Origin of the sequence: Amycolatopsis suaedae (assembly GCF_004214935.1) — a bacterium.
Lineage (GTDB): Bacteria > Actinomycetota > Actinomycetes > Mycobacteriales > Pseudonocardiaceae > Amycolatopsis > Amycolatopsis suaedae.
Genome location: NZ_SFCC01000009.1, coordinates 204,309 through 227,122, shown reverse-complemented (window position 1 = coordinate 227,122; position 22,814 = coordinate 204,309). Strand labels below are relative to the sequence as shown.

General features: G+C 72.3%; 30 protein-coding genes. 10 read left to right on the top strand and 20 right to left on the bottom strand.

Translation table 11 applies throughout. The features are described 5' to 3' along the window. Position 1: 1 nt before the first annotated feature. A complete protein-coding gene (locus EWH70_RS19270) occupies positions 2-733 on the bottom strand; it encodes a GntR family transcriptional regulator (protein ID WP_205669172.1) in 732 nt (243 codons plus the stop codon). A gap of 165 nt (positions 734-898) precedes the next feature. Between EWH70_RS19270 and EWH70_RS19265 the strand changes: the two genes are divergently transcribed. Genes EWH70_RS19265 through EWH70_RS19250 form a run of 4 tightly spaced genes read left to right on the top strand, consistent with a single transcriptional unit; the run spans position 899 to position 3,976 of the window. Then, positions 899-1,792 (top strand): phosphate/phosphite/phosphonate ABC transporter substrate-binding protein, encoded by an 894-nt coding sequence (locus EWH70_RS19265; protein WP_130476835.1) that lies wholly within the window; start codon positions 899-901, stop codon positions 1,790-1,792. Continuing rightward, a complete protein-coding gene (locus EWH70_RS19260; protein WP_130476834.1) occupies positions 1,792-2,505 on the top strand; it encodes a phosphonate ABC transporter ATP-binding protein in 714 nt (237 codons plus the stop codon). The genes EWH70_RS19265 and EWH70_RS19260 overlap by 1 nt, the downstream gene beginning before the upstream one ends. Then, positions 2,502-3,323 carry a phosphonate ABC transporter, permease protein PhnE gene (gene phnE, locus EWH70_RS19255; protein WP_130476833.1) on the top strand — a complete coding sequence of 274 codons (822 nt, stop codon included), beginning with the start codon at positions 2,502-2,504 and terminating at the stop codon, positions 3,321-3,323. Before EWH70_RS19260 ends, phnE begins: the two co-directional genes overlap by 4 nt. Further along, positions 3,320-3,976 carry a phosphonatase-like hydrolase gene (locus tag EWH70_RS19250; protein WP_130476832.1) on the top strand — a complete coding sequence of 219 codons (657 nt, stop codon included), beginning with the start codon at positions 3,320-3,322 and terminating at the stop codon, positions 3,974-3,976. Before phnE ends, EWH70_RS19250 begins: the two co-directional genes overlap by 4 nt. Position 3,977: 1 nt before the next feature. Here EWH70_RS19250 and EWH70_RS19245 read toward each other — a convergent pair whose 3' ends face one another. After that, a complete protein-coding gene (locus EWH70_RS19245; RefSeq protein ID WP_240687066.1) occupies positions 3,978-4,211 on the bottom strand; it encodes a hypothetical protein in 234 nt (77 codons plus the stop codon). Between the two features lie 54 nt (positions 4,212-4,265). On the opposite strand from EWH70_RS19245, the gene EWH70_RS19240 reads away from it, so the two are divergent. Together EWH70_RS19240 and EWH70_RS19235 are read left to right on the top strand one after the other, a co-directional pair. After that, entirely contained in the window at positions 4,266-4,931 is a 666-nt protein-coding gene (locus tag EWH70_RS19240) for a TetR/AcrR family transcriptional regulator (protein ID WP_130476831.1), read from the top strand. Between the two features lie 5 nt (positions 4,932-4,936). Continuing rightward, a complete protein-coding gene (locus tag EWH70_RS19235; RefSeq protein WP_130476830.1) occupies positions 4,937-5,215 on the top strand; it encodes a hypothetical protein in 279 nt (92 codons plus the stop codon). Here the strand turns inward: EWH70_RS19235 and EWH70_RS19230 are convergent. Next, the gene (locus EWH70_RS19230; protein ID WP_130476829.1) at positions 5,203-5,817 is read right to left on the bottom strand and encodes a DinB family protein; all 615 of its coding nucleotides are present in this window, start codon (positions 5,815-5,817) and stop codon (positions 5,203-5,205) included. The genes EWH70_RS19235 and EWH70_RS19230 overlap by 13 nt on opposite strands. A 99-nt stretch (positions 5,818-5,916) precedes the next feature. Between EWH70_RS19230 and EWH70_RS19225 the strand changes: the two genes are divergently transcribed. Further along, on the top strand, positions 5,917-6,549 hold the full coding sequence (locus EWH70_RS19225) for a class I SAM-dependent methyltransferase (RefSeq protein ID WP_130476828.1): 633 nt from the start codon (positions 5,917-5,919) through the stop codon (positions 6,547-6,549). Between the two features lie 45 nt (positions 6,550-6,594). Here EWH70_RS19225 and EWH70_RS19220 read toward each other — a convergent pair whose 3' ends face one another. The 8 genes from EWH70_RS19220 to EWH70_RS19185 form a co-directional block, all read right to left on the bottom strand. Beyond that, positions 6,595-7,665 carry an alpha/beta hydrolase gene (locus tag EWH70_RS19220; protein WP_130476827.1) on the bottom strand — a complete coding sequence of 357 codons (1,071 nt, stop codon included), beginning with the start codon at positions 7,663-7,665 and terminating at the stop codon, positions 6,595-6,597. Continuing rightward, positions 7,662-8,495, bottom strand: coding sequence for a hypothetical protein (locus tag EWH70_RS19215; protein ID WP_130476826.1), 834 nt, complete (start codon positions 8,493-8,495; stop codon positions 7,662-7,664). Before EWH70_RS19215 ends, EWH70_RS19220 begins: the two co-directional genes overlap by 4 nt. Continuing rightward, complete coding sequence (locus tag EWH70_RS19210; protein ID WP_130476825.1) at positions 8,492-8,809, bottom strand: type VII secretion target; 318 nt, start codon at positions 8,807-8,809, stop codon at positions 8,492-8,494. The genes EWH70_RS19215 and EWH70_RS19210 overlap by 4 nt, the downstream gene beginning before the upstream one ends. After that, on the bottom strand, positions 8,806-9,153 hold the full coding sequence (locus EWH70_RS19205) for a YbaB/EbfC family nucleoid-associated protein (RefSeq protein ID WP_130476824.1): 348 nt from the start codon (positions 9,151-9,153) through the stop codon (positions 8,806-8,808). Before EWH70_RS19205 ends, EWH70_RS19210 begins: the two co-directional genes overlap by 4 nt. A 17-nt stretch (positions 9,154-9,170) precedes the next feature. Beyond that, complete coding sequence (locus tag EWH70_RS19200; protein ID WP_130476823.1) at positions 9,171-9,920, bottom strand: ESX secretion-associated protein EspG; 750 nt, start codon at positions 9,918-9,920, stop codon at positions 9,171-9,173. Further along, positions 9,917-10,246, bottom strand: coding sequence for a hypothetical protein (locus tag EWH70_RS19195; RefSeq protein ID WP_130476822.1), 330 nt, complete (start codon positions 10,244-10,246; stop codon positions 9,917-9,919). The genes EWH70_RS19200 and EWH70_RS19195 overlap by 4 nt, the downstream gene beginning before the upstream one ends. Beyond that, entirely contained in the window at positions 10,246-11,265 is a 1,020-nt protein-coding gene (locus EWH70_RS19190; protein ID WP_130476821.1) for a hypothetical protein, read from the bottom strand. Before EWH70_RS19190 ends, EWH70_RS19195 begins: the two co-directional genes overlap by 1 nt. Before the next feature lie 111 nt (positions 11,266-11,376). Then, positions 11,377-13,671 (bottom strand): helix-turn-helix domain-containing protein, encoded by a 2,295-nt coding sequence (locus tag EWH70_RS19185; RefSeq protein WP_130476820.1) that lies wholly within the window; start codon positions 13,669-13,671, stop codon positions 11,377-11,379. Positions 13,672-13,778: 107 nt separating this feature from the next. Between EWH70_RS19185 and EWH70_RS19180 the strand changes: the two genes are divergently transcribed. Next, the gene (locus EWH70_RS19180; protein WP_130476819.1) at positions 13,779-13,979 is read left to right on the top strand and encodes a hypothetical protein; all 201 of its coding nucleotides are present in this window, start codon (positions 13,779-13,781) and stop codon (positions 13,977-13,979) included. On the opposite strand, the gene EWH70_RS19175 is transcribed toward EWH70_RS19180, so the two are convergent. The 8 genes from EWH70_RS19175 to EWH70_RS19140 all read right to left on the bottom strand — a co-directional run bounded on the left by EWH70_RS19175 (position 13,931) and on the right by EWH70_RS19140 (position 19,788). Beyond that, positions 13,931-14,356 (bottom strand): DUF6640 family protein, encoded by a 426-nt coding sequence (locus EWH70_RS19175; RefSeq protein ID WP_130476818.1) that lies wholly within the window; start codon positions 14,354-14,356, stop codon positions 13,931-13,933. The genes EWH70_RS19180 and EWH70_RS19175 overlap by 49 nt on opposite strands. Before the next feature lie 276 nt (positions 14,357-14,632). Continuing rightward, positions 14,633-15,931 (bottom strand): MFS transporter, encoded by a 1,299-nt coding sequence (locus EWH70_RS19170; protein ID WP_205669171.1) that lies wholly within the window; start codon positions 15,929-15,931, stop codon positions 14,633-14,635. A gap of 105 nt (positions 15,932-16,036) precedes the next feature. Then, on the bottom strand, positions 16,037-17,023 hold the full coding sequence (locus EWH70_RS19165) for a hypothetical protein (protein ID WP_130476816.1): 987 nt from the start codon (positions 17,021-17,023) through the stop codon (positions 16,037-16,039). Next, positions 17,020-17,874 carry an ABC transporter ATP-binding protein gene (locus tag EWH70_RS19160; RefSeq protein WP_130476815.1) on the bottom strand — a complete coding sequence of 285 codons (855 nt, stop codon included), beginning with the start codon at positions 17,872-17,874 and terminating at the stop codon, positions 17,020-17,022. The genes EWH70_RS19165 and EWH70_RS19160 overlap by 4 nt, the downstream gene beginning before the upstream one ends. Then, positions 17,871-18,227: a GntR family transcriptional regulator gene (locus EWH70_RS19155; protein WP_130476964.1), complete on the bottom strand. Its 357-nt coding sequence runs from the start codon at positions 18,225-18,227 to the stop codon at positions 17,871-17,873. Before EWH70_RS19155 ends, EWH70_RS19160 begins: the two co-directional genes overlap by 4 nt. A 175-nt stretch (positions 18,228-18,402) precedes the next feature. Next, positions 18,403-18,786 carry a hypothetical protein gene (locus EWH70_RS19150; RefSeq protein WP_130476814.1) on the bottom strand — a complete coding sequence of 128 codons (384 nt, stop codon included), beginning with the start codon at positions 18,784-18,786 and terminating at the stop codon, positions 18,403-18,405. Between the two features lie 85 nt (positions 18,787-18,871). Continuing rightward, entirely contained in the window at positions 18,872-19,243 is a 372-nt protein-coding gene (locus tag EWH70_RS19145) for a VOC family protein (protein ID WP_130476813.1), read from the bottom strand. A gap of 2 nt (positions 19,244-19,245) precedes the next feature. Then, on the bottom strand, positions 19,246-19,788 hold the full coding sequence (locus EWH70_RS19140; protein ID WP_165436334.1) for a DUF4287 domain-containing protein: 543 nt from the start codon (positions 19,786-19,788) through the stop codon (positions 19,246-19,248). An 82-nt stretch (positions 19,789-19,870) separates the two neighbouring features. On the opposite strand from EWH70_RS19140, the gene EWH70_RS19135 reads away from it, so the two are divergent. Together EWH70_RS19135 and EWH70_RS19130 are read left to right on the top strand one after the other, a co-directional pair. Then, positions 19,871-20,242 carry a YciI family protein gene (locus EWH70_RS19135; protein ID WP_130476811.1) on the top strand — a complete coding sequence of 124 codons (372 nt, stop codon included), beginning with the start codon at positions 19,871-19,873 and terminating at the stop codon, positions 20,240-20,242. Next, complete coding sequence (locus EWH70_RS19130) at positions 20,239-21,435, top strand: RNA polymerase sigma factor (RefSeq protein ID WP_130476810.1); 1,197 nt, start codon at positions 20,239-20,241, stop codon at positions 21,433-21,435. The genes EWH70_RS19135 and EWH70_RS19130 overlap by 4 nt, the downstream gene beginning before the upstream one ends. Here the strand turns inward: EWH70_RS19130 and EWH70_RS19125 are convergent. Then, complete coding sequence (locus EWH70_RS19125; RefSeq protein ID WP_130476809.1) at positions 21,380-22,771, bottom strand: MFS transporter; 1,392 nt, start codon at positions 22,769-22,771, stop codon at positions 21,380-21,382. The genes EWH70_RS19130 and EWH70_RS19125 overlap by 56 nt on opposite strands. Positions 22,772-22,814: the final 43 nt, after the last annotated feature.

The following is a 22,814-nucleotide window of genomic DNA, read 5'->3' as shown; positions in this document are numbered from 1 at the left end:
CTCACAGGTCGGTGAGGGTGATGCGCGAGCCGCGCCGGTTGGTCACGGTGACCGTGGCGACGTCGGGCCGGTAGCGGTCCTCCGACCATTCCAGCGGCGTGCCGACGGAGTCCGACGTCAGCCGCCGCTCCCGCAGCAGCGGAGCGCCCTCGGACACCCGCAGCAGCGACGCGTCCAGCTCGTCGGCGGGCACGGCGTCGAAGGTGTGCCGGGCACTGTGCAGGTCGACGCCGCGGTCCAGCAGCAACGCGTAGATCGAGCCGGCGTCGAGGTCGGCGTCCAGCAGCGGCCTGCCGACGGCCTCGGTGTAGGTCATCCGTTCCAGCATGGCCGGCCTGCCGTCCAGCAGCCGCAGCCGCACCAGCTGGACGACGTGGGCGTCCGGCTCGATCTGGAGCACCGCCGCCACGGCGGGATCCGGGCGGCGCAGGGCGATCTCCTGCAGCTGCTGCCCGGGTTGGTGCCCGGTCAGCTCGGCGCGGCGGGTGAACGACAGGAACGTCTCGAACGGCTGCGCGGGCACCGAGTCCAGCACCACGGCCCGCCTGCCCTGGCCGCCGCCGATCAGGCCGTCCTCACGCAGCGCGGCCAGTGCCTGCCGCACCGGCCCCCTCGACGTGGCGAACTCCCGGCACAGCTGCGCTTCCGACGGCAGGGAGTCGCCGACGCGCAGCTCGCCTGCCTGGATTCGGCGGCGCAGCTCGGCGGCGAGGGCTCGGTGCAGGACAGGCATGATCGCCAGCCTACCGAGCCTGACTGGACAAGTTGAGGTGTCGGCACGGAAACGCCGCTATATCCGCAGATGAACCCCAAATGACTTGTATACCTATGTTGTTGACCCAGGCGCCGGGGAGCTGCGAACGTCGGCGACGCCCCCGCCGCGTCCACTGGAGCCAGCATGCGCAGAATCCTCACCGCACTGACCGCCGTCCTCCTCGTCGTCACCGGTTGCGGTACCTCCGAGCCCAGCAGCGCCAACCCGTCCTGCCCGGACGGCCGGATCCGCTTCGGCGTGGAACCCTTCGAGGACCCGGCCCGGCTGACGCCGGCCGCGCAAGTCCTCGCCGACGCCCTGTCCCAGGCCCTGAGCTGCCCCGTCGAGCTGACCATCACCGACGACTACTCGGCCGAGGTACTGGCCATGGAGAACGACAAGCTCGACGTCGCCATCTTCGGCCCGCTCGGCTACGTGTTCGCCCACCGCCGCGCCCAGGCCGAGGCCGTCGCCTCGTTCGGCGACGCGACCGGCAAGCTGTCCAGCTACACCGCCGGCATCTGGGTACCGGCCGGCTCGCCGATCACCACGGTCGCGCAGCTGCGCAGCAAGTCCCTCGCGCTGGGCTCGGTCGGCTCCACCTCCGGCGACGCCCTGCCCCGGCAGGCACTGCTCGACGCCGGCCTCGCCCCCGCCGACGTCCGCATCGACTACGCGGGGGGCCACCCCGAGGCACTGCTCGCGCTGGCCAACGGCAAGGTCGACGCCGCGGAGATCAACTCCCAGCAGCTGCGCAGCGCGACCGACGCCAAGACCTTCGACCCGGCCAAGTTCCGGCAGATCTGGCAGTCCGCGCCGATCCCCAACGACCCGGTGACCGTCCGCGGCGACCTCGCCCCCGAGGCCAAGAACGCGATCAGGCAGGCCCTGCTCGGCCTGCCGCCCGCCGCCATCGGGCAGATCGGCGCGCTGCTCGACGTCTCGCCGCCCGGGCCGCTGGTCCAGGTGGACCAGGCGACCTACCGGCCGCTGTTCGAACTGGCCGACAAGCTCGGTCTGTCCGAAAAGGACGCCTGATGCTGGCGCTGTCCGGGATCTCCGCGCGCTTCGGCGATCGCACGGTGCTGCACGGCGTGGACGTCCGGGTCGCCGAGGGCGAGCTGCTCGCCGTGCTGGGCGCCAACGGATCGGGCAAGAGCACGCTGCTGCGGGCCGCCGCCGGGCTGCTGACGCCGCACAGCGGTTCGGTCACCGTCGCCGGACGTCCCCGCGGCCGCCTCGACGTCGCACTGATCTTCCAGCGCATCCACCTGGTCGGCAGGCGCAGCGCGCTGGACAACGTGTGCGCGGGCGCGCTCGGCCGCCTGCCGCTGCGTTCCTCGCTGACCCCGGCGCTGTTCCCCCGCGCGGTACGCGAGGAGGCCATGGCCTGCCTGGACCGCGTCGGCCTCGCCGACCGGGCACACGACCGGGCCGCGAACCTGTCCGGCGGGCAGCAGCAGCGGGTCGCCGTGGCCAGGGCACTGTGCCAGCGCGCACCGGTACTGCTGGCCGACGAGCCGGTGTCCGCTTTGGACCCGGCCGCGGCGGAGCAGGTCCTGGCGCTGCTCGCCGAACTCGCCCACGACGAGCGCCTCGCGGTGCTGGCCGTGCTCCACCAGCCCGACCTGGCCCGCCGGCACGCCGACCGCATCGTCGGGCTGCGCGACGGCCACGTCGTCCTCGACGGCTCCCCCGGCCAGCCGGTCGACTCCCTCTACTCCGCCCCCGTCCTGGAGGCCACCCCGTGACCACCGATGTCCGGCGGCTCGCCGTGCCGCCGAAACCCCGCCGTCCCAGAGCATTGCTCGGCGCGGGCGTGCTCGCCGCCGCGCTCGTGGTGGCCCACGTCATCGCCTGGGACGCCACCGACTTCTCGCCAGCCGCGCTCGCCGACGGCTGGACGGGCATGGCCGACTTCCTCGGCGAGGCGTTCCCGCCGGACCTGTCCTGGGGCGTGCTCGGCCCGAGTCTGGAAGCCGCGTTGGTCACCCTGTGGATCGGTCTGCTCGGCACCACGCTGTCGATACCGTTCGCGCTCGCGCTGGCCCTGCTCGCGGCCAGGGGGACCACCCCGTCGGGCTGGATCTACCAGCTCGCCCGCTCGGTGCTGTCCTTCCTGCGGGCGGTGCCGGAGGTGGTGTTCGCGCTGATCTTCGTCACCGCCGTCGGGCTCGGGCCGTTCCCCGGCGTGCTGGCGCTGGTGTTCCACAACGTCGGCGTGATGGGCAAGCTGTGGGCCGAGGCGATCGAGGACGCCGACCCGGGCCCGGCCACCGCGCTGCGCTCGGCGGGCGCGAGCCGCGTCCAGGTGGCCACGCACGCGTTGCTGCCGCTGGTCACGCCGCAGCTGTTCGGGCTGCTGCTCTACCGGTTCGACGTCAACGTGCGCTCGTCGCTGGTGCTCGGCCTGGTCGGCGCGGGCGGGATCGGGTTCCTGATCAACCAGTCCATCAAGCTGTTCCGTTTCGACCAGATGCTCACCCACATCCTGGTCGTGCTCGTACTGATCATCCTGGTCGACCAGCTCTCCGCGCTGGTGCGCCGCCGGTTGGGAGACAACGCGTGATCGCCCTTGCCGCACTGGACATCGCCGGCACCACCGTCGCCGAGGACAACCAGGTCTACCGCGTGCTCGCCGAGGTCGTCGCCGGCCACGGCACGCCGGTCGACGATGCCGGCATCCGCCGCTGGATGGGTGCCGACAAGCGGGAGGCGCTGGCGGCGCTGACCGGCGACCCAGGCGCGGCGGACCGCCTGCACGAGCGGTTCGTCGCCCGGCTGCGCGCCGCCTACGCCGAGCACCCGCCGCGACCGGTCCCCGGCGTCACCGAAGCGCTGGCGACGCTGCGCGAACACGGTGTGCGGGTCGTGCTGACCACCGGGTTCGACCGGCAGATCACCGATCCCCTGCTGGCCGCCGTGGGCTGGACGGTCGGCGATCAGCTCGACGCCGTGGTGTGTGCCGCCGACGTCGGCGGCGGCCGTCCGCAGCCGCTCATGATCCACCGGGCGATGAAACTGGCCGGGGTCACCGATCCCGGCCGGGTCCTCGCCGCAGGCGACACGGTGCTGGACATCCAGGCAGGCCACGCCGCCCGCGCCGGTCACGTGGTCGGGGTGCTCAGCGGTGCGCAGACCCGCGACGAGCTGGCGGCAGGCCACCCGACGCACATCGTCGAGCACGCCGGGCTGCTGCCGGAACTGCTGGGGTTGCGCTGATTCACCCGCGGCGGCCCGCCTCCTTGGCGCGGCTGTGCGCCCAGCCGGTGAGCAGCACGCCGAGCACCAGCACGACGGCGTAGACGGCGACCCGGCCGCCGAACTCGACCGGCAGCCAGCCGAGCAGCCCGGTCGACTCGTGGTCGATCAGCTGCCTGATCAGGCCCTGTGCGCTGGCCACGACCAGGACCATCCCCAGGATCTGCGCGATGTCGAACCGCATCCGAACCCCCATGCCTCGTTTATGGTGCGATCGCATCATAAACGGGCGGCGGTAGGATTCTCAACCGTGCCCAAGCGCGTCGACCACGACCTGCGCCGCCGCCAGATCGCCGAGGCGGTCTGGCGGCTGGCGAGCACCAACGGCCTGGAGGACGTCACGCTGCGCCGGGTGGCCGCGGAGGCCGGCGTGTCGATGCGGCTGGTCCAGTACTACTTCGGCACCCGGCACGACCTGCTGGTGTCGGCGCTGGACATCCTCAACAGCGTCACGGCCGAACGGGCACAGGAGCAGATCGCCGGCTCCGGCGGCGATCCGACCCCGCGCGGCGTGCTGCGCACGGTGCTGGTCGAGATGCTGCCGCTGGACGAGCACCGCCGGATGCGTTACCTGGTGCACCTGGCCTACTTCATCCGCAGCCGGTCCGACGAGGCACTCGCGGCGACGTTCCGCGACACCCCGCCGGTGCTGGAGGAGACGCTGGCCAAGCTCATCTCCTGGGGCAAGGACACCGGCGCGGTCGACCAGGCGGTCGACCAGAAGACCGAGGCCGAACTGCTGCTCAACAGCATCGACGGCCTGCAGACCAGCGTCGTGCTCGGGCAGCGCACACCGGACGCGGCCATCGCGTTGATCGACTACCAGCTGGACAAGCTGTTCTGCCAGGATTTCGCAAGCGATTCACCAGGCGCCCCGGGCACAGTCGACGGCAGGTCGTCGACTCGGGAAGGGTGAGTGAATTGCGCAAGATACTGGGTGCCGTCGCCTCCGCCACGCTCGCGGCGGGGCTGCTCCTCGGCGGCGCGGGGGTGTCGCAGGCCGCGGACTGCGTGACCGCGGCACGCGGCTGCGACGGATCGCATCATCCGGGCGGATCGTTCCAGCACTACCAGAGCTTCTACGCCTCCGACGCCTGCGACAAGTGCCAGCGCGCGGCGGCAGGCATCTCCGGCAGCCACGCCACGTTCTGCCGGTACATCAGCGTCACGCGTGCCGAGCTGTATGCCTACCGGAGGTAGCGGTACAGGTCGCGCAGCATGGCGATTTCCGCGCCGTGGTGCAGCAGTTCCTGGTTGACCCACCACACGACGTCGACGAACGCGTCCTCGGGATCGCTGCCGTAGGGATAACGGCAGCGCCCGATGTCGTCGAGCGCGGCGTCGCCGACCGTGACCAGGGCGTCCCGCCACGCCGTGGCGGCGGCCTCGAACGCGGCCAGGCCACCGGCGGCGTCACCATGATGGACGACGTCGTCCTCGGTCAGCGCGTGGCCGCCGGTCGTGTACTCGGCACGCAGCGCGAGCATCTCGCTCAGGTGGGCCAGCCGCCAGGCGATCGTGGTGAACGGCGGCGGCCACGGGTGCGGGCGGCCGCCGTCGCGTCCCCACGGCCCGGTGCCGGCCAGCAGAGTCGCACCGGGCCCCGGGCCCGCGGCGCGCGGCCGGATCGACCAGCAGCCCGCGACCGGCTCCCACAGGTACTCCTCGTCGGTGATGGCCGGGACCTCGACGTACTCCCCGTCGCCGCTGTCCATTTTCGGGCCGGTCAGGCGGTCGGCCAGCCGGCGGCGCGTGAAGTCGAACTGGTCGAGCAGCGGCGCCAGCCGCGACGGTACGGCCATGGGATCACCTCATCTCCGGTGGAGACGCTGCCACACCACCGGCGACTCGTTCCACCGGTTTACCGGTGCCCTGTCGGACCCGGGCGCTAGGTTCGCCCCATGACCGACGTCCTGCACGACACCCGGGCCGCCTACGACTCCGTCGCGCCCCTCTACGCCGAGAAGTTCAGCGATATCCTCGAAACCCTGCCACTGGAACGCGCGATGCTCGCGGCGTTCGCCGAGCTCGTGCGGGCCGCCGACGCGGGACCGGTCGCCGACCTCGGCTGCGGCCCCGGACATCAGACCGCGCACCTGCACTCGCTGGGGCTGTCCGCCTTCGGCATCGACCTGTCCCCCGAGATGATCGCGCTGGCCCGGCAGGCCCAGCCGCACCTGCGGTTCGACGTGGGCACGATGAGCGCCCTCGACCTCGCCGACGCCTCGCTCGGCGGCATCCTCGCGTCGTACTCGGTCATCCACACGCCGCCACCGGAACTGCCCGCCGTGTTCGGCGAGTTCCACCGGGTGCTGGCACCCGGCGGCCACCTGCTGCTCGGGTTCTTCGCCGGTCCCGACCCCGAGCCGGAGCGGTTCGACCACAAGGTCACCGCCGCGTACCGGTGGTCACCGGACAGCCTGATGAACCTGTTGCGCCGGGCCGGGTTCGCGGAGGTCGCCCGGATGCTGCGCGAGCCGCACGAGAACGAGCGGCAGTTCCAAGGGGGTCAGCTGCTGGTCCGCAAGCCCTGATGCGACGCCTCCCCCGCACCGGGTGGCGCGGGGGAGGCGGCACGGTCACGGGTGGGTGAGGCTGCCCATCAGCAGGCCGACGAAGTGCTTCATGTCGGCCACCAGGCAGGCCGGCTGCGCGTGCTTGCCGTTGCAGCCCTCCGCCCAGGTGCTGCCGTCGCCGTAGTCGATGAACGTGTGCGGGATGCCCGCGGCGGCGAGGTGGTCGCGGGTGACCAGGTTGGTGTCCCGCGCGACCTTCTCGACGACCGCCTGCGCCGGATTCTCGGTCAGGTTCCCGCCGTTGCCGGTGTACATCGCGACCCCCATGCCACGCAGCGAACCCACGTGCTGCGCCGGGCTCTTCGCGTTCCACACCGTGTCCAGCGGCCAGACCGGCACGCCGAAGATCGCGTCGGCCGGGACGGTCGGCGAACCGCTGCCGGGCAGCTGCGTGGTACCGACGACAGCCGCCCGCTGTGCCTGGTTCAGCAGGTCCAGCCCACCGGAGAAGGCGCCGACGTAGCCGAACAGCTCCGGCCTGGTCTCGGCGTAGTGGAACGCGCCGAAGCCGCCCATCGAGTGGCCGGAGATGGCCCTGGCGTCCCGCGACGCGATCGTGCGCAGGTTCGCGTCGACGAACGGGATCACCTGGTCGAGGTGGAAGTTCTGCCAGTTCTGCTGACCGATCGAGGCGGGCGGGTTGACCCAGTTGGTGTACCAGCCGCGGCCGGAACCGTTGGGCGCCACGGTGATCAGCGGAACGCCGCCGGTCGTGGAACTCTCGAACATCAGCTGGTTCATCGGCGTGTTCGGGTAGTCCGGGTGACCGTGCAGGTGGTACTGCACCGGGTAGCGGGTGCCGCCGGAGGAGTCGTAGCCCTCCGGCAGGGTCACCATGATCACGTGCTCACCGGAGACCTGCCCCGGCAGCACCGAGTACCGGGCCACCTGCTCGGACCGCACGGTGAAGGTGAACGTGCGGTCACTGTCCTTGACCCATTCCGGCTGCTTGACCACGGTCAGCCCGTTGCCGTCGCGGAACACCGGCGGCGCGGCCTGCGCGGCGGCGGGCACCGCGGCGGACAGGCCGGTCAGCATGACGGCGGCGGCCAGCGCCGCCAGTATCTTCCTCATTGTTCTGTCTCCCCAGTTTCCTCGGTTTTCCCGGGTTCCTCGGTGGATGGTTCCTCGGCGGACGACTCGCCGCCGGCCAGGTCGCCGATGACGTCCAGGCCGGTCTTGACGACGTCGAGCACGCCCGCCGCGCCCTCCAGCAACGCGATCAGGTTCTCGCCGCTGGCCAGCAGCTCCCCCAGCTTGGCCGCGATCTGCCCGCCGTAGTCCACGGCGATCGCCACGCACTGCGGGATGGCCTGGGCGATGCTCGCGCCGAACGTCGCGGGCGCGGCGGCGATGGCCTCGGTCATGATCGGCACGATCTTGCCGACGGCCTCGGTGATCAGCCGCGTCACGATGTCGACGACCTGCGCGACCACCTCACCCGCGGCGATCATCGCCGACGCGTTGGTCGCCGCCGACTCCGCGATGGCCTTCATACCGTCGACCAGCTTGGTCGCCGTCTCCAGGTAGCTGTCCTTGGCGCCACCGGACCACTCGCTGGTCTCCTCCGGCACGGACGTGCCGTACTCGTCGGCGAGCGAGTTCGCGTCCCGGGACGCGCCGTCGTGCGTGCCGGCGGGCCCGGACACCGAGTCCGGTTCGCCCCGCAGCTGCCCGAGCGGTTCCTCCAGGAACGAGATCATCGGGGTGAGGAAGTCGCAGCCCGCGCTGCTCAGCGCGGACAGCGGGCTCGCCGTGGAGCCGAGCATGCCGATCGACACGACCGGCTCGCCCGCGATGTCCGCCGACAGCCAGTCCTTGTTCGAGACGGAGTCACCCGCCAGCCGCAGGTCGGCCAGTGCCGTGTTGATCTCCACAGCCGACCGTTCGGTCACCGCGGTCATCGGATTCCCTCCCCGATCCCGGTCAGCCCGGCGGCGTGGTCGTCGTCGGAGTGCTGGTAATGCTCCGCCGCCCGCCGCATCCCCTCGCTCACCTTGTCCATTGTGGATGACGCGTGCCCGAACGCCTCACTCGTCCTCGCCATCGCGGCCCCAACACCGGTGGTGATGAACTGGGCGAACGAGCCCAGCGAGGCCGCGTTCATCTCCCCGGGCAGTGAGGTGCCGATGGCCGACAGCCGGTCGGCGTGCGCGGCCAGCCTGCCCGCGTGCGACCGCAGCTGCTCGGGGTCGACCTGGTACGACGGTGTGGTCATCGCACGACCTCCGCCGGCATGTGCCGGGTGATCTGCGTCAGCGCGGGCCCATCACCGAGGTAGCCTGCCATCACCTCGGCCATCCGTGCGGCGGCGAGACGCTGGGCCTCCCGCGCGGTGCCGACGATCAGGTCGGCGAGCACGGCGGCCTCCAGTTTGCGTGCCATGGGGGTCAGCTCGACCCCTTCGAGTACCCCCGCCGCGTTCACGGTCACGGTGACCTCACCACGCGGCGACCTCGCGGCCGCCCCCGCGTCGGCGAGACTCTCCCGTGCCCGCTGCGCGCCGTAGGCGGCGTGTTCGAGCCGGTCGCGGTAGTCCGCAAGCCATTGTGCCGGATCCATTGCCTGTCCCCAATCTCCTACCCAGCCGCGGCGTCACGCAGCGCTTTGACCAGGTCGTCGCGTCGCAGCGGGTTGACGCTCACCCAGCCGCTCTCGTCGCGATCCACCCGGACCCTCCCGTGTGGACTGTCCAACCACGACAGTTCGACAGTTCGTCCGACGCCGTCCACGACGACGCCGCCCTGCCCGCGCCCGGTCACCGAGGGCAGCAGGGCGATGAGTGCGTCGACGGCGGCCTCGTCGCCACCGCGTTCGGCGACCAGTGCGCGCAACCGCTTGCGGGGCGCCGGGCCCTCCAGCCGCGCCGCCGCCTCGACGACACCGGGCGGCAGCGTGATCGGCATGGCCTGCGCGGCGGCCGCCCTCGGGATCCGCCCGGACAGTTCCGCGGTCAGCGCGGCGTCGGTGATCCGGGTGACGGTCACCGGCCCCGGTTCGCCGCCGATCGACTGCCCGCACAGCAGCGCCTGCTCCCCGTCGATCATCGCGACGGTGCCCCGCACCAGTGAGCCGCACACGACCACGAGGTCCACCGATCGCCGGTGGTCCCGCAGCGTGTCGACGAAGTCCGCGGCGAGACGGACCGGACCGTCTTCGTTCGCCAGTCCGCGCTCGGACAGTGTCCGGCCTGCCTCGGCCAGCAGCGCCGCCCGTTCGCCGGAGTCGCGGCCACACGAGGGCACCCGCAGCGGGAACGGCGGGCGCCTGCCCGCGTAGGTGGCCAGCAGGTCCAGCTCGGTCAGCGTGAACTCAGATGTTGATGTCATCCGGATGATCCCCCCATCTCGCGGAGATCCTCGCTCGCCTGATCGTCGCGTTCCTGGTATTTGCCGCGGGCGCCGTCGAGCAGCTGCTTGTACTCGCGTACCTCCCGTTCGGCCGCCTCGACCTCACCGGCGAGCCCGGAGCTGCCCGCGGCCTCCCGCAGCCGCTGCGCCAGCTCGACGGCGGGTGGTGCGGTGCCCAGCATCGGCAGTCGCTGCGCCAGCCTGCTGGCGGTGGCGACCAGCTCGCCGGTCAGGTCACCGAGCTGGGCCAGCGTGCTGATCCGCTGCCCGATCAGGTCCGGTTCGAGTTCGACGCCCTCGCTCATCAGCGCACCTCCCCGATGACCTCTTCGCTGGCCGGCTCGGCGAGCGGGAAGAGTCCGTGGTTCATCCTCGGCATCTGGTTCTCGTGCTCCTCGTCGTCCGCTCCGCCGCGGGCGCCCGCGCCCGGCGGCACCATTCCGCCCATCGAGCCCGAACGCGCGGCCGCCGACTCGGCCGCCGCCCGCGCCGCGGCGACGGACCCGCCCGGCAGATCCATCGCGCCGACCCGGACGCCCGGTGCCAGCTGCGCCGACGGGGGCAGGCCGGTCGGCAGGGCCGTCCCGCCGGTGACCGTGCCGGGCAGCGCCGTCGCGGTACCACTGCCCGGGCCGACCAGGCTCTGCCACGACCGCGCGGCTCCCGCGGTCCCGCTCGCGGAGGCGGGCGCGGTCGCGCTGCTCGGCGACGTGGCCGCCGGCGGGATCGTGTCCCGTGCCTGGCCGATCATCCGGCTGGAGTCGGTCAGGCTGGACTCGTAGGTCCGCATGGCGCGGACCGCCTGCTGCTTCTGCATATCGGTGGCGTTGGCGCCGACGAAGAAGCTGAACCCGGCGCCGCCGACCGCCCCGAAGGCGGCGCCGGGGTCGGACTGCGGCGCACTGGGCAGTGGTGGTGGCGACCACGCCGGTGGCGCGGTCAGGCCTGCCCAGTTCGCCGCCGGGGTCCCCATCGGCGCGACGGGCTTGCCCGGGGGCGGCGGCATCATCGCCCTGGCCCTGGCCAGTGCGTCGGCCGCCCGCTCGGCAGCCTGCTCACCCGCCCGGGCCAGCTCGGCGATCTTCTCCACCCGGTCGGCCAGCACGCCCAGCCTGCGGGCGGCCTCCTCGGCGCCGGTACCCCGCCAGCCGTCCAGCAGCGCCGCCCGCTGTTCCCGCAACACCTCGGTGTGATTGACCAGCGCCGCCCGGTGCTGCGACCACTCCGCGGCGATCGTGCTGACGTCGGCGACGTCGGCCTCCTGCCACAACATCTCGTACAGCTCCTCGTGGCTGTACGCCTCCCAGTTCACCCCGGTGTCCACCCCAGACCCCTTTCCGGCATCGGTGCGGCAATGGTCGGCAGCGGCGGGGTTCGCGGGGAAGGGCACGGCGGCGGCCATTTCTGGCCGGTTGTTCTGACCAGGCGAAAAGCGTCAACGAGTCGCGCGGTAGGCCTTGGCGAGGTGCTCCTGCAGGCGGGCGTGCCGGAACTGGTAGACGGCGCCGGACTGGCGCAGCACGCCCCGGCGGTAGGCGTCGTCGAGCAGTGCGGTGACGGCCCACGGCAGCCTGCCGGTGAGCGGGAGCCGGATGCGGGTGAACAGCAGCCAGTGCCCCCACGCGGTAAACGCGACGATGTAGCCAGCGCCCGCGCTCAACCCGCCGATCAGACCGATCAGCAGGCCGTTGGGCAGGCCCCAGATGACGCCGCCGAAGTCACCGGCGACGGCACGCCAGCCGGTGACGATCAGGTACCCGCCGAGACCGATCGCCAGCGTGAGGACGACGGCGAGCACACCGGTCAGGCGCAGGGTGGTCGTGCGGTTGGCCGCGAGCAGGTCGGCGGGGCTGGTCGCGGTGGTCAGGTTGGCAGGCGCCTCCAGCAGGGCGGCGAGCGCGAACACCGCGCCGCAGGCCAGCCCGAAGATCACCGCGCACAGACCGGCGTCGATCAGTGTCGCCCGCACGAGCAGGCCGGTGTCCGCGGGGAGGGTGATGTGCGGGGACACCGCCTTCACCAGTACGGCGGCCGGTGCGTAGGCGATGCCGGCGGCCGCGCCGCACAGCGCGCCGGCGACGAAGCGGGTGGTGAGCTTTCTGCGGAACCCGGGTTGCCTGCCCGACCGGTCGAACAGGCGCACCCGGAACCGCGTGGGTTCGGTGATCCTGCCTCTGCGCACCACCATCAGCAGGTAGAGCAGGCCGAACGGGACGCCGACCACCGGTCCGATGAGCAGGCCGTCGGCGAGGGTGCTCCGCCAGTGCGGTGCGGTGCCGGATTTCAGCGTGAACAGGGGTATGAAGACCAGCCAGTCGACCAGCGCGGTGGCCACGCTGGCGGCCAGCGTCACCAGCAGGACGCGCGACGAGGCGCGCAGCGAGCCGCCGATCCGCCACCATTCCAGGTCACCGGTGCCCCGGCGGTCGAGGTCGTCGGCGAGAAACCCCAGCCACTGGCGCACGCGCGCGACGTCCCGGCCGCGCCGCTCGCCGTGGCCGCCGTAGACGGTGGGCAGGAACGTGTCGAGCAGATGCTCCTCAATGGCCCGCGGCGTGGGGAACCGGGTGGTGTCCAGCAGGTCGGCGGGGTCGCGGTCGCGGGAGTCGCTGTAGACGGTGCGGGCGAGGCCGACCATGAGCGGTGTCGACAGGACCTCGGCCAGGTTCGCGTCGCCGTCGCGCAGGGCGGCCATGACCGGACCCCAGTCGGTCCCGCGCCGGGCGGTGCGGGGCAGGTAGGCGGCGAGGTCGTCCGGGGTGAGGTCGGTCAGCTCGACCACCGCGGCCGAGGTGAGCACGTCGACGGCGGTGACCGCCCGCTCGTACTCGGCGAAGCGGCTGGTCAGCAGCAACGGCAGGGACAGCGAGTTGAGCGTCTCCAGTGCCGGCCGGTGCAGGCCCTCGGCGATCTCGTCGAAGCCGTCCAGCACGGGCAGGACGCGGCCGGTGTCGACGAGGACGGCGGCCAGCGTGGCTCCGCCGGGCGCGGCGGCGGCGAGTCCGGGCTGGTCCCGCTGCAGCATGTCGGCCAGCCAGGTGCGCAGCGGTGTCGCGGTCGGGTCCCAGGACCCGATGTTGAAGATCACCGGCACCGGGTCGCCGGGTGCGCGGGCGGCCAGCATGTCCAGGACGAACCGCAGGGTCAGCACGGTCTTGCCGGATCCGGCGCGGCCGAGCACCACGAGCCGCCGCGAGGGGACGCGCCGGTAGGCGTCGGCGACGTCGCCGACCTCGCCGGCGAGGTCGAGCGGCGTGGCGGCGACGCCGGCGGGGACGCGGCAGATGTTGTCCCAGTGGTCGGCCAGGTGCTCGGGTGCCTGCCGCCAGCGCACCGGCAGCGGGAACGGGTCGTGGACGCGGCGCAGTTCCTCCTCGCGGCGCAGCTGGGTGGCGATCACCCTGGCCAGGTGATCGGCCGACTCGGCCACCTCGGGCGGGACGGCGGGCAGGCTGACCTGCGGCGCGGGCGCCGGCGGCTCGGCGGTCCGCTGTGCGGGCGGCTGGTGCCTGCCGTCGGCGGCGGAGAGGAGGTCGCGGCGTTCGTCCGGGGTGACGTCCAGCGCGTCGGCGAGCAGCGTGACCGTGCCGATGCGGGGATCGTTGCCACTGCCGGTTTCCAGCCGCCGGATGGTCCGGACGCCGACGCCGGACCGTTCGGCCAGCTCGTCCTGGGTCAGGCCGACGCGCCGCCGGGCATCCCGCAGGAGCACACCGAAGGGAGTGGCCACGGCGGAGTTCCTCCAGGTGTGCCGGCGGGATCGCCTGATCTTAACCGGCCATGAATGGCAGGTGGTCGACCTGGTCGCTGACCTGCGAAAAGGCGAAACTGCCTGCTATGACAGCGAAGTTCCGGTACCGGTGTGGCGAGTGCGGCCACCGCACCCGGTGGCTCGACGACCGGGAGGGCGCGCAGCGCCTGGAACGCCACTACCGGCGGTGCCACCCCGGGGTCGAGCCCGGCGGCGACTTCGAGATCCGGCGCGACGGTCAGCGGCCCGGCTGCCTCGGTGTGTTCCTGCGGACCGACAGGCCGTAGCCGGTCAGGGTCAGCGCGATGAAGACGGCGGCGAGCACGAGGTTCAGCGGCATGCCGAGCAGGCGGCCGACCTCACCCGGGTACTCCTCGACGCTGGTGCCGGGCACCAGTAGCGGCACGAAGAACGCGCCCCACACCGCGACCGGCACGGCCGTGGCCACGCGCAGGCCGGTGCGGTCGGCCGGACGCCGCCAGAGCAGCCACAACGCGACGGCCGACATCGCGGCCCCGACCGCGAGCAGCATCACCGCGTGGAACCGGGCGTGCGGCGGCCAGTCCGGGTTGAACACGTGGCTGTCGTTGAAGTCGACGACCGCCGGGCCGGTCATCGTCGCCACCAGCACGACCGTCAGGATCGCCTTGCCCGCACCTGCCATGCGCCAACCCTGCCACGCGCCGCTGACATCCGGATGCCGTGAGGGCCCCGGCTGCCGGGTGGTGTGCGTGAAGGTGGAGTTCGCGTGCGGGAGCGTGGGACTCGCGTGCAGGAAGGTGGGACTCGCGGGGCCACAGGGTGGGAGCGTGTCTCACGGTATGAACTCCACGCTCGTGCACGCGAGTTCTGCGTTCCGGTACGCGAGTTCCACGTTCGCGCACGGTCGCCCGCCCCGGACTGTGCCGGGCCCTCACGGGACGTCGGGCGCTGCCTGGCTTCAGGCGTCGGCCTCCAGCGTGAGGTCGCGGCCGCGTGTCTCCGGCATCCGTACCGCCGTCACGAGCGTGACCAGCATGATCGCGGTCATGTACACGACCACACCGGTCCAGCCCGCGACGATCTGCGTGATCACGCCGGACAACAGCGGCGCGATGCCACCGCCGAGCACCGCGGAGAACTCCCGGCCGAGCGCGACCCCGGCGTACCGGTGCCGGGAACCCGCCAGCTCGGCGAACGCGGCGGCCTGCGAGCCGACCGTGCCGTAGGCGGCGAAGACGAAGCCCAGCACGATCACCAGGACGACCAGCGCCGGTTCACCGGTGTCCAGCAACAGGAACGCCGGCGCGGGGAACACGACCAGGAACGCCGCGACCGCGATGATGACCGGCCGCCTGCCCAGCCGGTCGCTCAGCACCCCGGTGACGAACGCCGACAGGCAGCCGAACAACGCGCCCACCAGCAGCGCCTGCGGCACCAGCCGCGGGTCGACGCCGACGGTCTGGATCAGGTAGCTGCCCATGAAGACCTGGACGAGATAGGAATGCGTGTTGCCGCCGATGTTCAGCGCGAAGGTACGCAGGAACGGCCTGCGCCCCACGGTGAACACGCTCTTGATCGGCGACTCGACCAGCCTGCGTTCCTCGGCCTGCTCCTTGCGTGCCTGCTCGAAGACCGGTGACTCACGCAGCCTGCGGCGCAGGACGTACGCGGCGACGGTGACGAACGCGCTGGAGAAGAACACCAGCCGCCAGCCCCAGGACAGGAGCTGGTCGTCGGGCAGCAACTGGACCAGGATCCACACGACGGCGCCGAGCGCGGTGCCCGCCGCCGCGCCGACGAACACCAGCGAGGCGTACCGGCCACGCTTGTCCGGCGGTGCGACCTCGGTGAGCAGCACCACCCCGCCCGCCTGCTCGGCGCCCGCGCCGAATCCCTGCAACAGCCGCAACACCACCAGCAGCGCGGGGGCGAGGAGCCCGACCTGGTCGTAGGTCGGCAGCGCGCCGATGACGAACGTCGCGATCCCCATCAGGAACAACGTGGTCACCAGCACGAACTTGCGGCCGAGCCGGTCGCCGTAGCGGGAGAAGAACAACCCGCCGAACGGCCGCGCGAGGAAACCGACCGCGTACGTCGCGAACCCGGCCAGCACGCCGATCGCGGGATCGGCCGCGGAGAAGAAGATCTTGTTGAACACGATCGCGGTCGCGGTGCCGTAGATGACGAAGTCGTACTGCTCCAGCGCCGTCCCGACCAGGCCACCCCACGCGGCGGTGCGGAGGTTGTCGTGCGCCATCGTCGCCTCCTCGTCGCGGCAGGTGGAGATCATCACCGCCGGGCGGGCGAGGGGTCAAACCGTCCCTATCGGATGGTGGGAAGCCCCCGCGCGGGGGCTTCCCACTCAGCCAACCGAACCGGCGGGCGAACGGCGCATGACCCGCCAGGTCACCACCGCGAGCACCACGGCCAGCGCGGCGAACAGGCCGAACTCGATGAGCTGGAACGCCGCCAGCCGGTCGGCCGGCTGCACGTCGACGAAGTGCGAGACCGCTCCCGCCTGCCGTTCACAGAGGTAGGGGTCCCCGTCCGGCCCGACGGGCATCGCGCAGCGTGCCGGGTCCACCTCGTTGCCCGCGGCGTCCAGCATCCCGCCGCCGACGAACAGGTCGTCGCGGCCGCCGGGCCGGAATTCCGCACCCAGCGGGAAGACCGAGCGGACCGGCGTCATGAAGTAGGGCCGCAGGTTCTCAATGACGAACACCCGGATGCCGGCGAACAGGGCGAGCGTGATCCCCATCGACACCACCGTCCGCCTGCTGATCGCGCTGACGGCGAGGCCGAGCGCGAAGCCGAACAGCGCGTACCCGGCCTGCAGCAGTGGTGACGACTCGAATCCGTGGCCGCTGAACGGACGGATCAGCGGCCAGTCCGGCAGGACGGCCCGCAGCCGGTGCATCAGCCAGCTCGACACGAGGCCGAGCACGACGGCGTAGACCACCGCGACCCCGGCCAGGACGGCCGTCTTGCCGGTGAGCCAGCGCAGCGGGCTGACGTCCTGACCCCACGCCAGCAGGTGGGTGCGCTGCTCGTACTCCCTGGCCAGCAGTGGCGCCGCCCAGAACACCGCGATCAGGGCGGCGTAGCCGGGAATCGCGTACTGGGTGAGATCCAGCAGGCTGCGGTCGAACTCGCCGTACCGCCCGACGGGACGGACGGTGAGCCCGAAGACCACCATGAGGACGGCGGTCAGCACCAGCAGGCCGCCGGTACCGGCCAGGGCCAGCCGGTGCTGGCGCCAGGTGATCCAGACCAGGTCCGCCCAGCCGGTCCCCCGGTGGCCGTCCGCCTCGGTCCGGCTCGCCGTCGTGGTCTGTGTCGCCGCGGTCATGCCGCCTCCTTCCTGCTCGCCGCCAGCCGGGCCAGCACCAGGTCCTCCAGCGTCACCGGCCGGGTGATCCACGGCTCGGCGACGACCGGGGTCCCGCCGGCCAGCCGCACCAGGAACGTGGACTGCCGCTCCTCGTGCCGCGCTTCGATCACCTCGCCGGGCCCCGGCGGCTCGTCGGCCCGGGGGCCGACGTAGTGCAGGTGCTCGCCGAGCAGCCGGTCCACCTCGCCGTCGGCGACCAGGCGTCCCCTCGCCAGCAGCAGCAGGCGGTCGGCGACCCCGCCCAGCTCGGCCACGACGTGGGTGGACAGCACGACGGCCATTCCCGCGTCGGCCGTCTCGGCCAGCAGCTCCGTCATCACCTCGCGCCGGGCGAGTGGGTCCAGATTGGACAGTGGTTCGTCCAGCAGCAGCACGTCCGGCCGGGCGCCGAGCGCGACCGCGAACGCCACCTGCGCCCGCTGGCCGCCGGACAGCCGGGCACACCGGCGGTCGGCGGGCACCTCGAACCGGTCCAGCCAGCGGGTGGCCCGCCGCTGGTCCCAGGTCTCGTTCAGCCGGGCCGCCAGCCGGAGCATGTCCGGCGCGGTCAGCTGTTTGTAGACCGGCTTGTCCTGCGCCACGAACGCCGTGCGGCCGGCCACGTCGACCGTCCCGCCCGCCGGGTCGAGCAACCCGGCCAGCATGCCGAGCAGTGTCGACTTGCCCGCCCCGTTGGCACCGACCAGCGCGGTCACCTGACCGCGGGGCAGTTCGAACGTGCAGTCCCGCAGCGCCCAGTTCTCCCGGCGCCGCCACCCCCGGTAGCTCTTGCTCAGGCCCTCGGCCCGTACCGCGACCTCGGTCGTCATGCGACCTCCACCCTTCCTTCACCGAGAACCGCGCGCACGAGCGCGTCGATGTCCTCGTCCTCCAGCCCCGCCTCCCTGGCCCGGGTCACCCAGCCGGTCAGCTCGCCACGCAACTCGTCCAGCACCTCGGGGGCGACGGAACCGAGGGCGGCCTTGACGAACGTTCCCGACCCCTGCCGCGCCTCCACCAGTCCGGCGAACTCCAGTTCGCGGTACGCCTTCAGCACCGTGTTGGCGTTCACGCCACTGCTGGCGACGACGTCGCGGACGGTCGGCAACCGGTCCCCCGGTCTCAGCCAGCCGAGCCGCAGCGCCTCCTTCACCTGCCGCACCAGCTGGAGGTAGGCGGGCATTCCGGCGGCCCGATCCACACGGAAGTCCACCGTGAGCACCTCCAAATTGTTCTACTCAACTAATACAGTAGTTGACCCGAACATGGAGTGCGTGTCAAGCTGCCGGTGCCCGGCGGACGGGTGGGACGGCGTCGGGGGCCGCCCTGCCCGCCGCCGGGCATCGGGGCGGGCGGGGTCAGGCGAGCCGGCGCAGCCCGGCCACCTGGAGTTCGGCGAACACCGCCACCGCACCGGCCTGCAGCAGGACGAACGCCAGTCCCAGGCCGGTCATCGGCACGGTCACCGCGACGACGACGCTGGCCAGTACCCACAGGGCGTTGACCACCACGACCTCCCGGGCACCAACGCGGCTGAGCCGCCGCCGCAGACCGAGACAGGCGACGGCCGCCGCGAACACCACCAGCCCCGCGCCGGCACCGTGCAACAGCCCGGCGGGCAGGCCCAGCAGTCCGGCGAGGAAGGTGCCGCCGATCAGCAGGAGCAGCCCGACGGCGCCGGTGGCGACGGCGTCCAGGCGCAGGGCGAGGCGAAGGAAACGTGCGTTGGTCTGCGTGGTCACGATGACTCTCCTCGGTCGCGGGGATGTTGCCTCGAACGATCTCCCGCGGGAGGTCACGGTGTCGATTACCTCGCAGGTAAGGGCGCTAGCTCTGGCTGACGTAGAGCACGTTGCCGTCGGGGTCGCGGAAGTCGAACATCGGCGGCACTCCCTCCCAGACCAGCAGCTCGTCGACGTCCACGCCCGCCGCCGACAACTCGGCGTGCAGCGCGGCCGCGTCGCCGGTGGTGAACCGGATCCCGGTGTCCACTCCGGACGGTGCCCGCTCGCTCGCGGGCAGCAGCGCGACCGTGACGGCCGACCCGGGCGGGCGGACCTCGATCCAGCGCCCGCCGAGCTGCGGCATCGGCGCGTCCATGAGCTTGCCGAAGCCGAGCGTCCCGGCGTAGAACTCCACTGCCCTGTCCTGGTCGGTGACGGGGATGCCCACCGCGCGCACGCTGTCGATGTTCGCCATGATCAGTTCTCCTTCTCGAGTCGGTTCTTCAGTTCGGTCAGGCGCTCGCGCCAGAAGGCACGGCGCCGCTCCACCGCCGCGGCGTCGGGCAGCAGCTGGTGTTCGACGTGGACCTGGCTCCTGCTGTCGTCCTTGGCCTCGACGGTGACACTGATCCGGGTGCCGTCGGCCAGGTCGAAGCGGACCGACCGGCCCGGGCGGCGGGTCAGTGCGACACCGGGCAGCCAGCCGCCGGGGTCGGCGACCGCGGCCAGCAGGCGGTCGGCGGGCACCCGCACCGTCCGGCCGGTACCGACCGTGAACGTGCCGCCGGGACGGGCACCGGGCGGCCGCAGCCCGCGCTCCTGCTCGTAGTGGACGATCAGCTTCTGCGCCCACCAGGCGGACATGCCATGCTCGCCCCGGAGCCAGGCGGAGATCTCCCGGAACGGCCTGCCTGGGGCGCCCCACTCGTCGAGCAGGGCGAACCACTCGCCGTAGTCCAGGCCGGTCGCCCGCTGGATGCCGGTCTTCGCTTGCCCGGGTTTCCGCGATGCTGCGATCATCGTGTCCTCCTTCATCTCGCCCAGAGGTAGAAGCCGTGTCCGGCATTTCGACATCCGGCCGAAAAGAATTTCGGAGACTCCGATGAAGTACCTGGTGCTGATCTACACCAACGCCGAGGCACGGCGGCTGTGGGAACAGCTGCCCGAGGACCAGCAGGCGGCCGGACTGCGGGCGTACGCCGAGCTCAACGAGGAACTGGCCGCCTCCGGCGAGATGATCGTCTCCGAGTCACTGGCCGACTCCTCGCTGGCCAGGCACGTCGTCGTGCGGGACGGGCAGCCGATGGCGACCGACGGGCCGTTCGCCGAGGTCAAGGAGCAGCTCGCTGGCTTCTACCTGGTCGACTGCGACAGCATCGAGCGGGCCACCGAGATCGCCGGGCGGATCCCCGAGGCGCAGGCCGGGCACGTCGAGGTCCGTCCGGTGCGCACGTACAGCGGGCTGGAGATGTGACGGTCCCCGGCCTGATCGGCGAGCTGGCTCCGCAGGTCGTCGCGCGGCTGGTCCGGCGCTACGGCGACTTCGACAGCTGCGAGGACGCCGTCCAGGAGGCACTGCTGGCGGCCACCCGGCAGTGGCCCGCCGAGGGCGTACCGGACAACCCGAAGGCGTGGCTGACCACGGTGGCGTCCCGGCGGCTGATCGAGACCGTGCGTGGCGACGTCGCCCGCAGGCGCCGCGAGGAGACGGTGTCGCGCGAGACGGTGCCGAGCACCGCGCCCGACCACGACGACTCGCTGACCCTGCTGACCCTGTGCTGCCACCCCGCGCTCACCCCGGCCTCGCAGGTCGCACTCACGTTGCGTGCCGTCGGCGGGCTCACCACCGCGGCCATCGCGCACGCCTTCCTCGTCCCCGAGGCCACCATCGGCCAGCGCATCAGCAGGGCCAAGCAGCGGATCAAGGCCAGCGGCGCGCAGTTCCTGCCACCGAGCCGGGAGGAACTGCCGCAGCGGATCGCCGGTGTGCTCAAGGTGCTGTACCTGATCTTCAACGAGGGCTACACCGCCAGCTCCGGCCCGGCACTGCGGCGGGTGGAGCTGACCGCGGAAGCCATCCGGCTCACCCGGCAACTGCATGCCGCACTGCCCGGCGACGGCGAGGTGACCGGGCTGCTGGCGCTCATGCTGCTCACCGACGCCCGCGGGCCCGCCCGCACGAAACCGGACGGAACCCTGGTCCCGCTCGCCGAGCAGGACCGCGACCACTGGCACCGCCCGTCCATCGAGGAGGGCATCGCGCTGGTCACCGGCGCGCTCGCCGACGGCCCGGTCGGGCCCTACCAGCTGCAGGCCGCGATCGCCGCCGTGCACGCCGAGGCCAGGCGTGCCGAGGACACCGACTGGCCGCAGATCCTCGGCCTGTACAACCTGCTGCACGCCGCCGCGCCCGGCCCGATGGTCACCCTCAACCGCGCCGTCGCCGTGGCGATGGTCCACGGTCCGCGGGCCGGTCTCGACCAGCTGGCCGAGGCCGAACCCGCGCTGGCGGGGCATCACCGGCTCAGCGCCGTCCGGGCCCACCTGCTGGACCTGGCCGGCGATCACCAGGCCGCGCGGGAGGCGTACCTGGAGGCCGCCCGCCGGACGCTCAGCGTGCCCGAGCAGCGGTATCTGCACTCACGCGCGGAACGGCCAGTGCGATGAGAGCCGCGGTGGCCAGCAGCGCGGCGCCCAGGCCGAAGCCGAGCGCGTAGCCGTCGCTGGAACTCCCGGAGTGCTGACCGGCCGCCGTGCCGAGTGCGGCAAGGCCCAGCGACGCGCCGATCTGCCGCGTGCTGTTGAGCAGGCCGCTCGCCGTGCCGGCCTCGCCGGGCGCGACACCGTTGGTCGCCGTGGAGACCAGCGGCCCGAGGCAGAGCCCGAAGCCGATGCTGGCCACGACGGACGGTCCGAGCACGTCGGCCGCGAACGTCCCGTCCGGCCGGATCGTGCTGAACCAGGCAAACCCGGCCGAGGTGAGCAGCGCGCCCGCGATCAGCAGGGTCCGCGGCGCGAACCGGTAACCGAGCTTGACGGCGAGCACGGAACCCACGACCACGCCGAGCGCGAACGGCAGGAACTGCAGCCCGGCCTGCGCCGCCCCGGCGCCGAGTACCCGTTGCAGATAAAGCGACATGAAGTAGAACGCCGACGCCATCGCGGCACCGACCAGCAGGTTGAAGGCGTTGGCCGCGGCGACCGAGCGGTTGGCGAACAGGCCGAGCCGGACCAGCGGCTCCCTGCGAGTGGTCCGCTCGACCTGGACGAACGCGACGAGCAGGACGACGGCGGCCGCCAGCGTCGTGAGGGTGACCGGTGAGGTCCAGGCGTAGGTGTCGGTGCGCACCACGCCGAACACCAGCAGGCTCATCCCCGCCGTCGCCAGTACCGCTCCCAGGACGTCCGGGCGTCCACTTCGGACCGGTGGCGGCCCGGCGGGAACCCCGCGCCGGACGAGGACGAGCGCGATCGCCACGATCGGGACGTTCACGAACATCACCCAGTACCAGCCGGCGTACTCGGTGAGCACACCGCCGATCAGGACACCGAGCGCGCCACCGGACGCGTTGGTCGCACTCCACACCCCGAACGCCCGGACCCGGGCCCTGCCGGAGGGAAACGTCGCGGCCAGCAGCGCCAGCGCGGCCGGAGCCAGCGCGGCGGCGCCGACACCCTGCACCGCGCGGGCGGCCACCAGCTGCCAGGGTTCCTGGGCGAATCCGCCCGCGAGCGAGGCGATGCCGAACCCGGCGAGCCCGAGCGACAGCATCCGCCCGCGCCCGTAGCGGTCGGCGGCCTTGCCGCCCAGCAGGAGCAGCCCGCCGAAAGTCAGCGCGTAGGCGTGGATCACCCAGGTCAGCCCGGCCGGGCCGAAGCCGAGACCCTCCGCGATCGCCGGAAGTCCGACGTTCACCACGGACAGGTCCAGCGACACCATGAACTGCACGACGGCGACGGCCGCGAGAACGAGTCCCGGCCGCGCGGGCGACTTTTCGAACATGTTCCAAAAGTAGCAGCGACCGGGCCGCGGTGTCGACCACGAC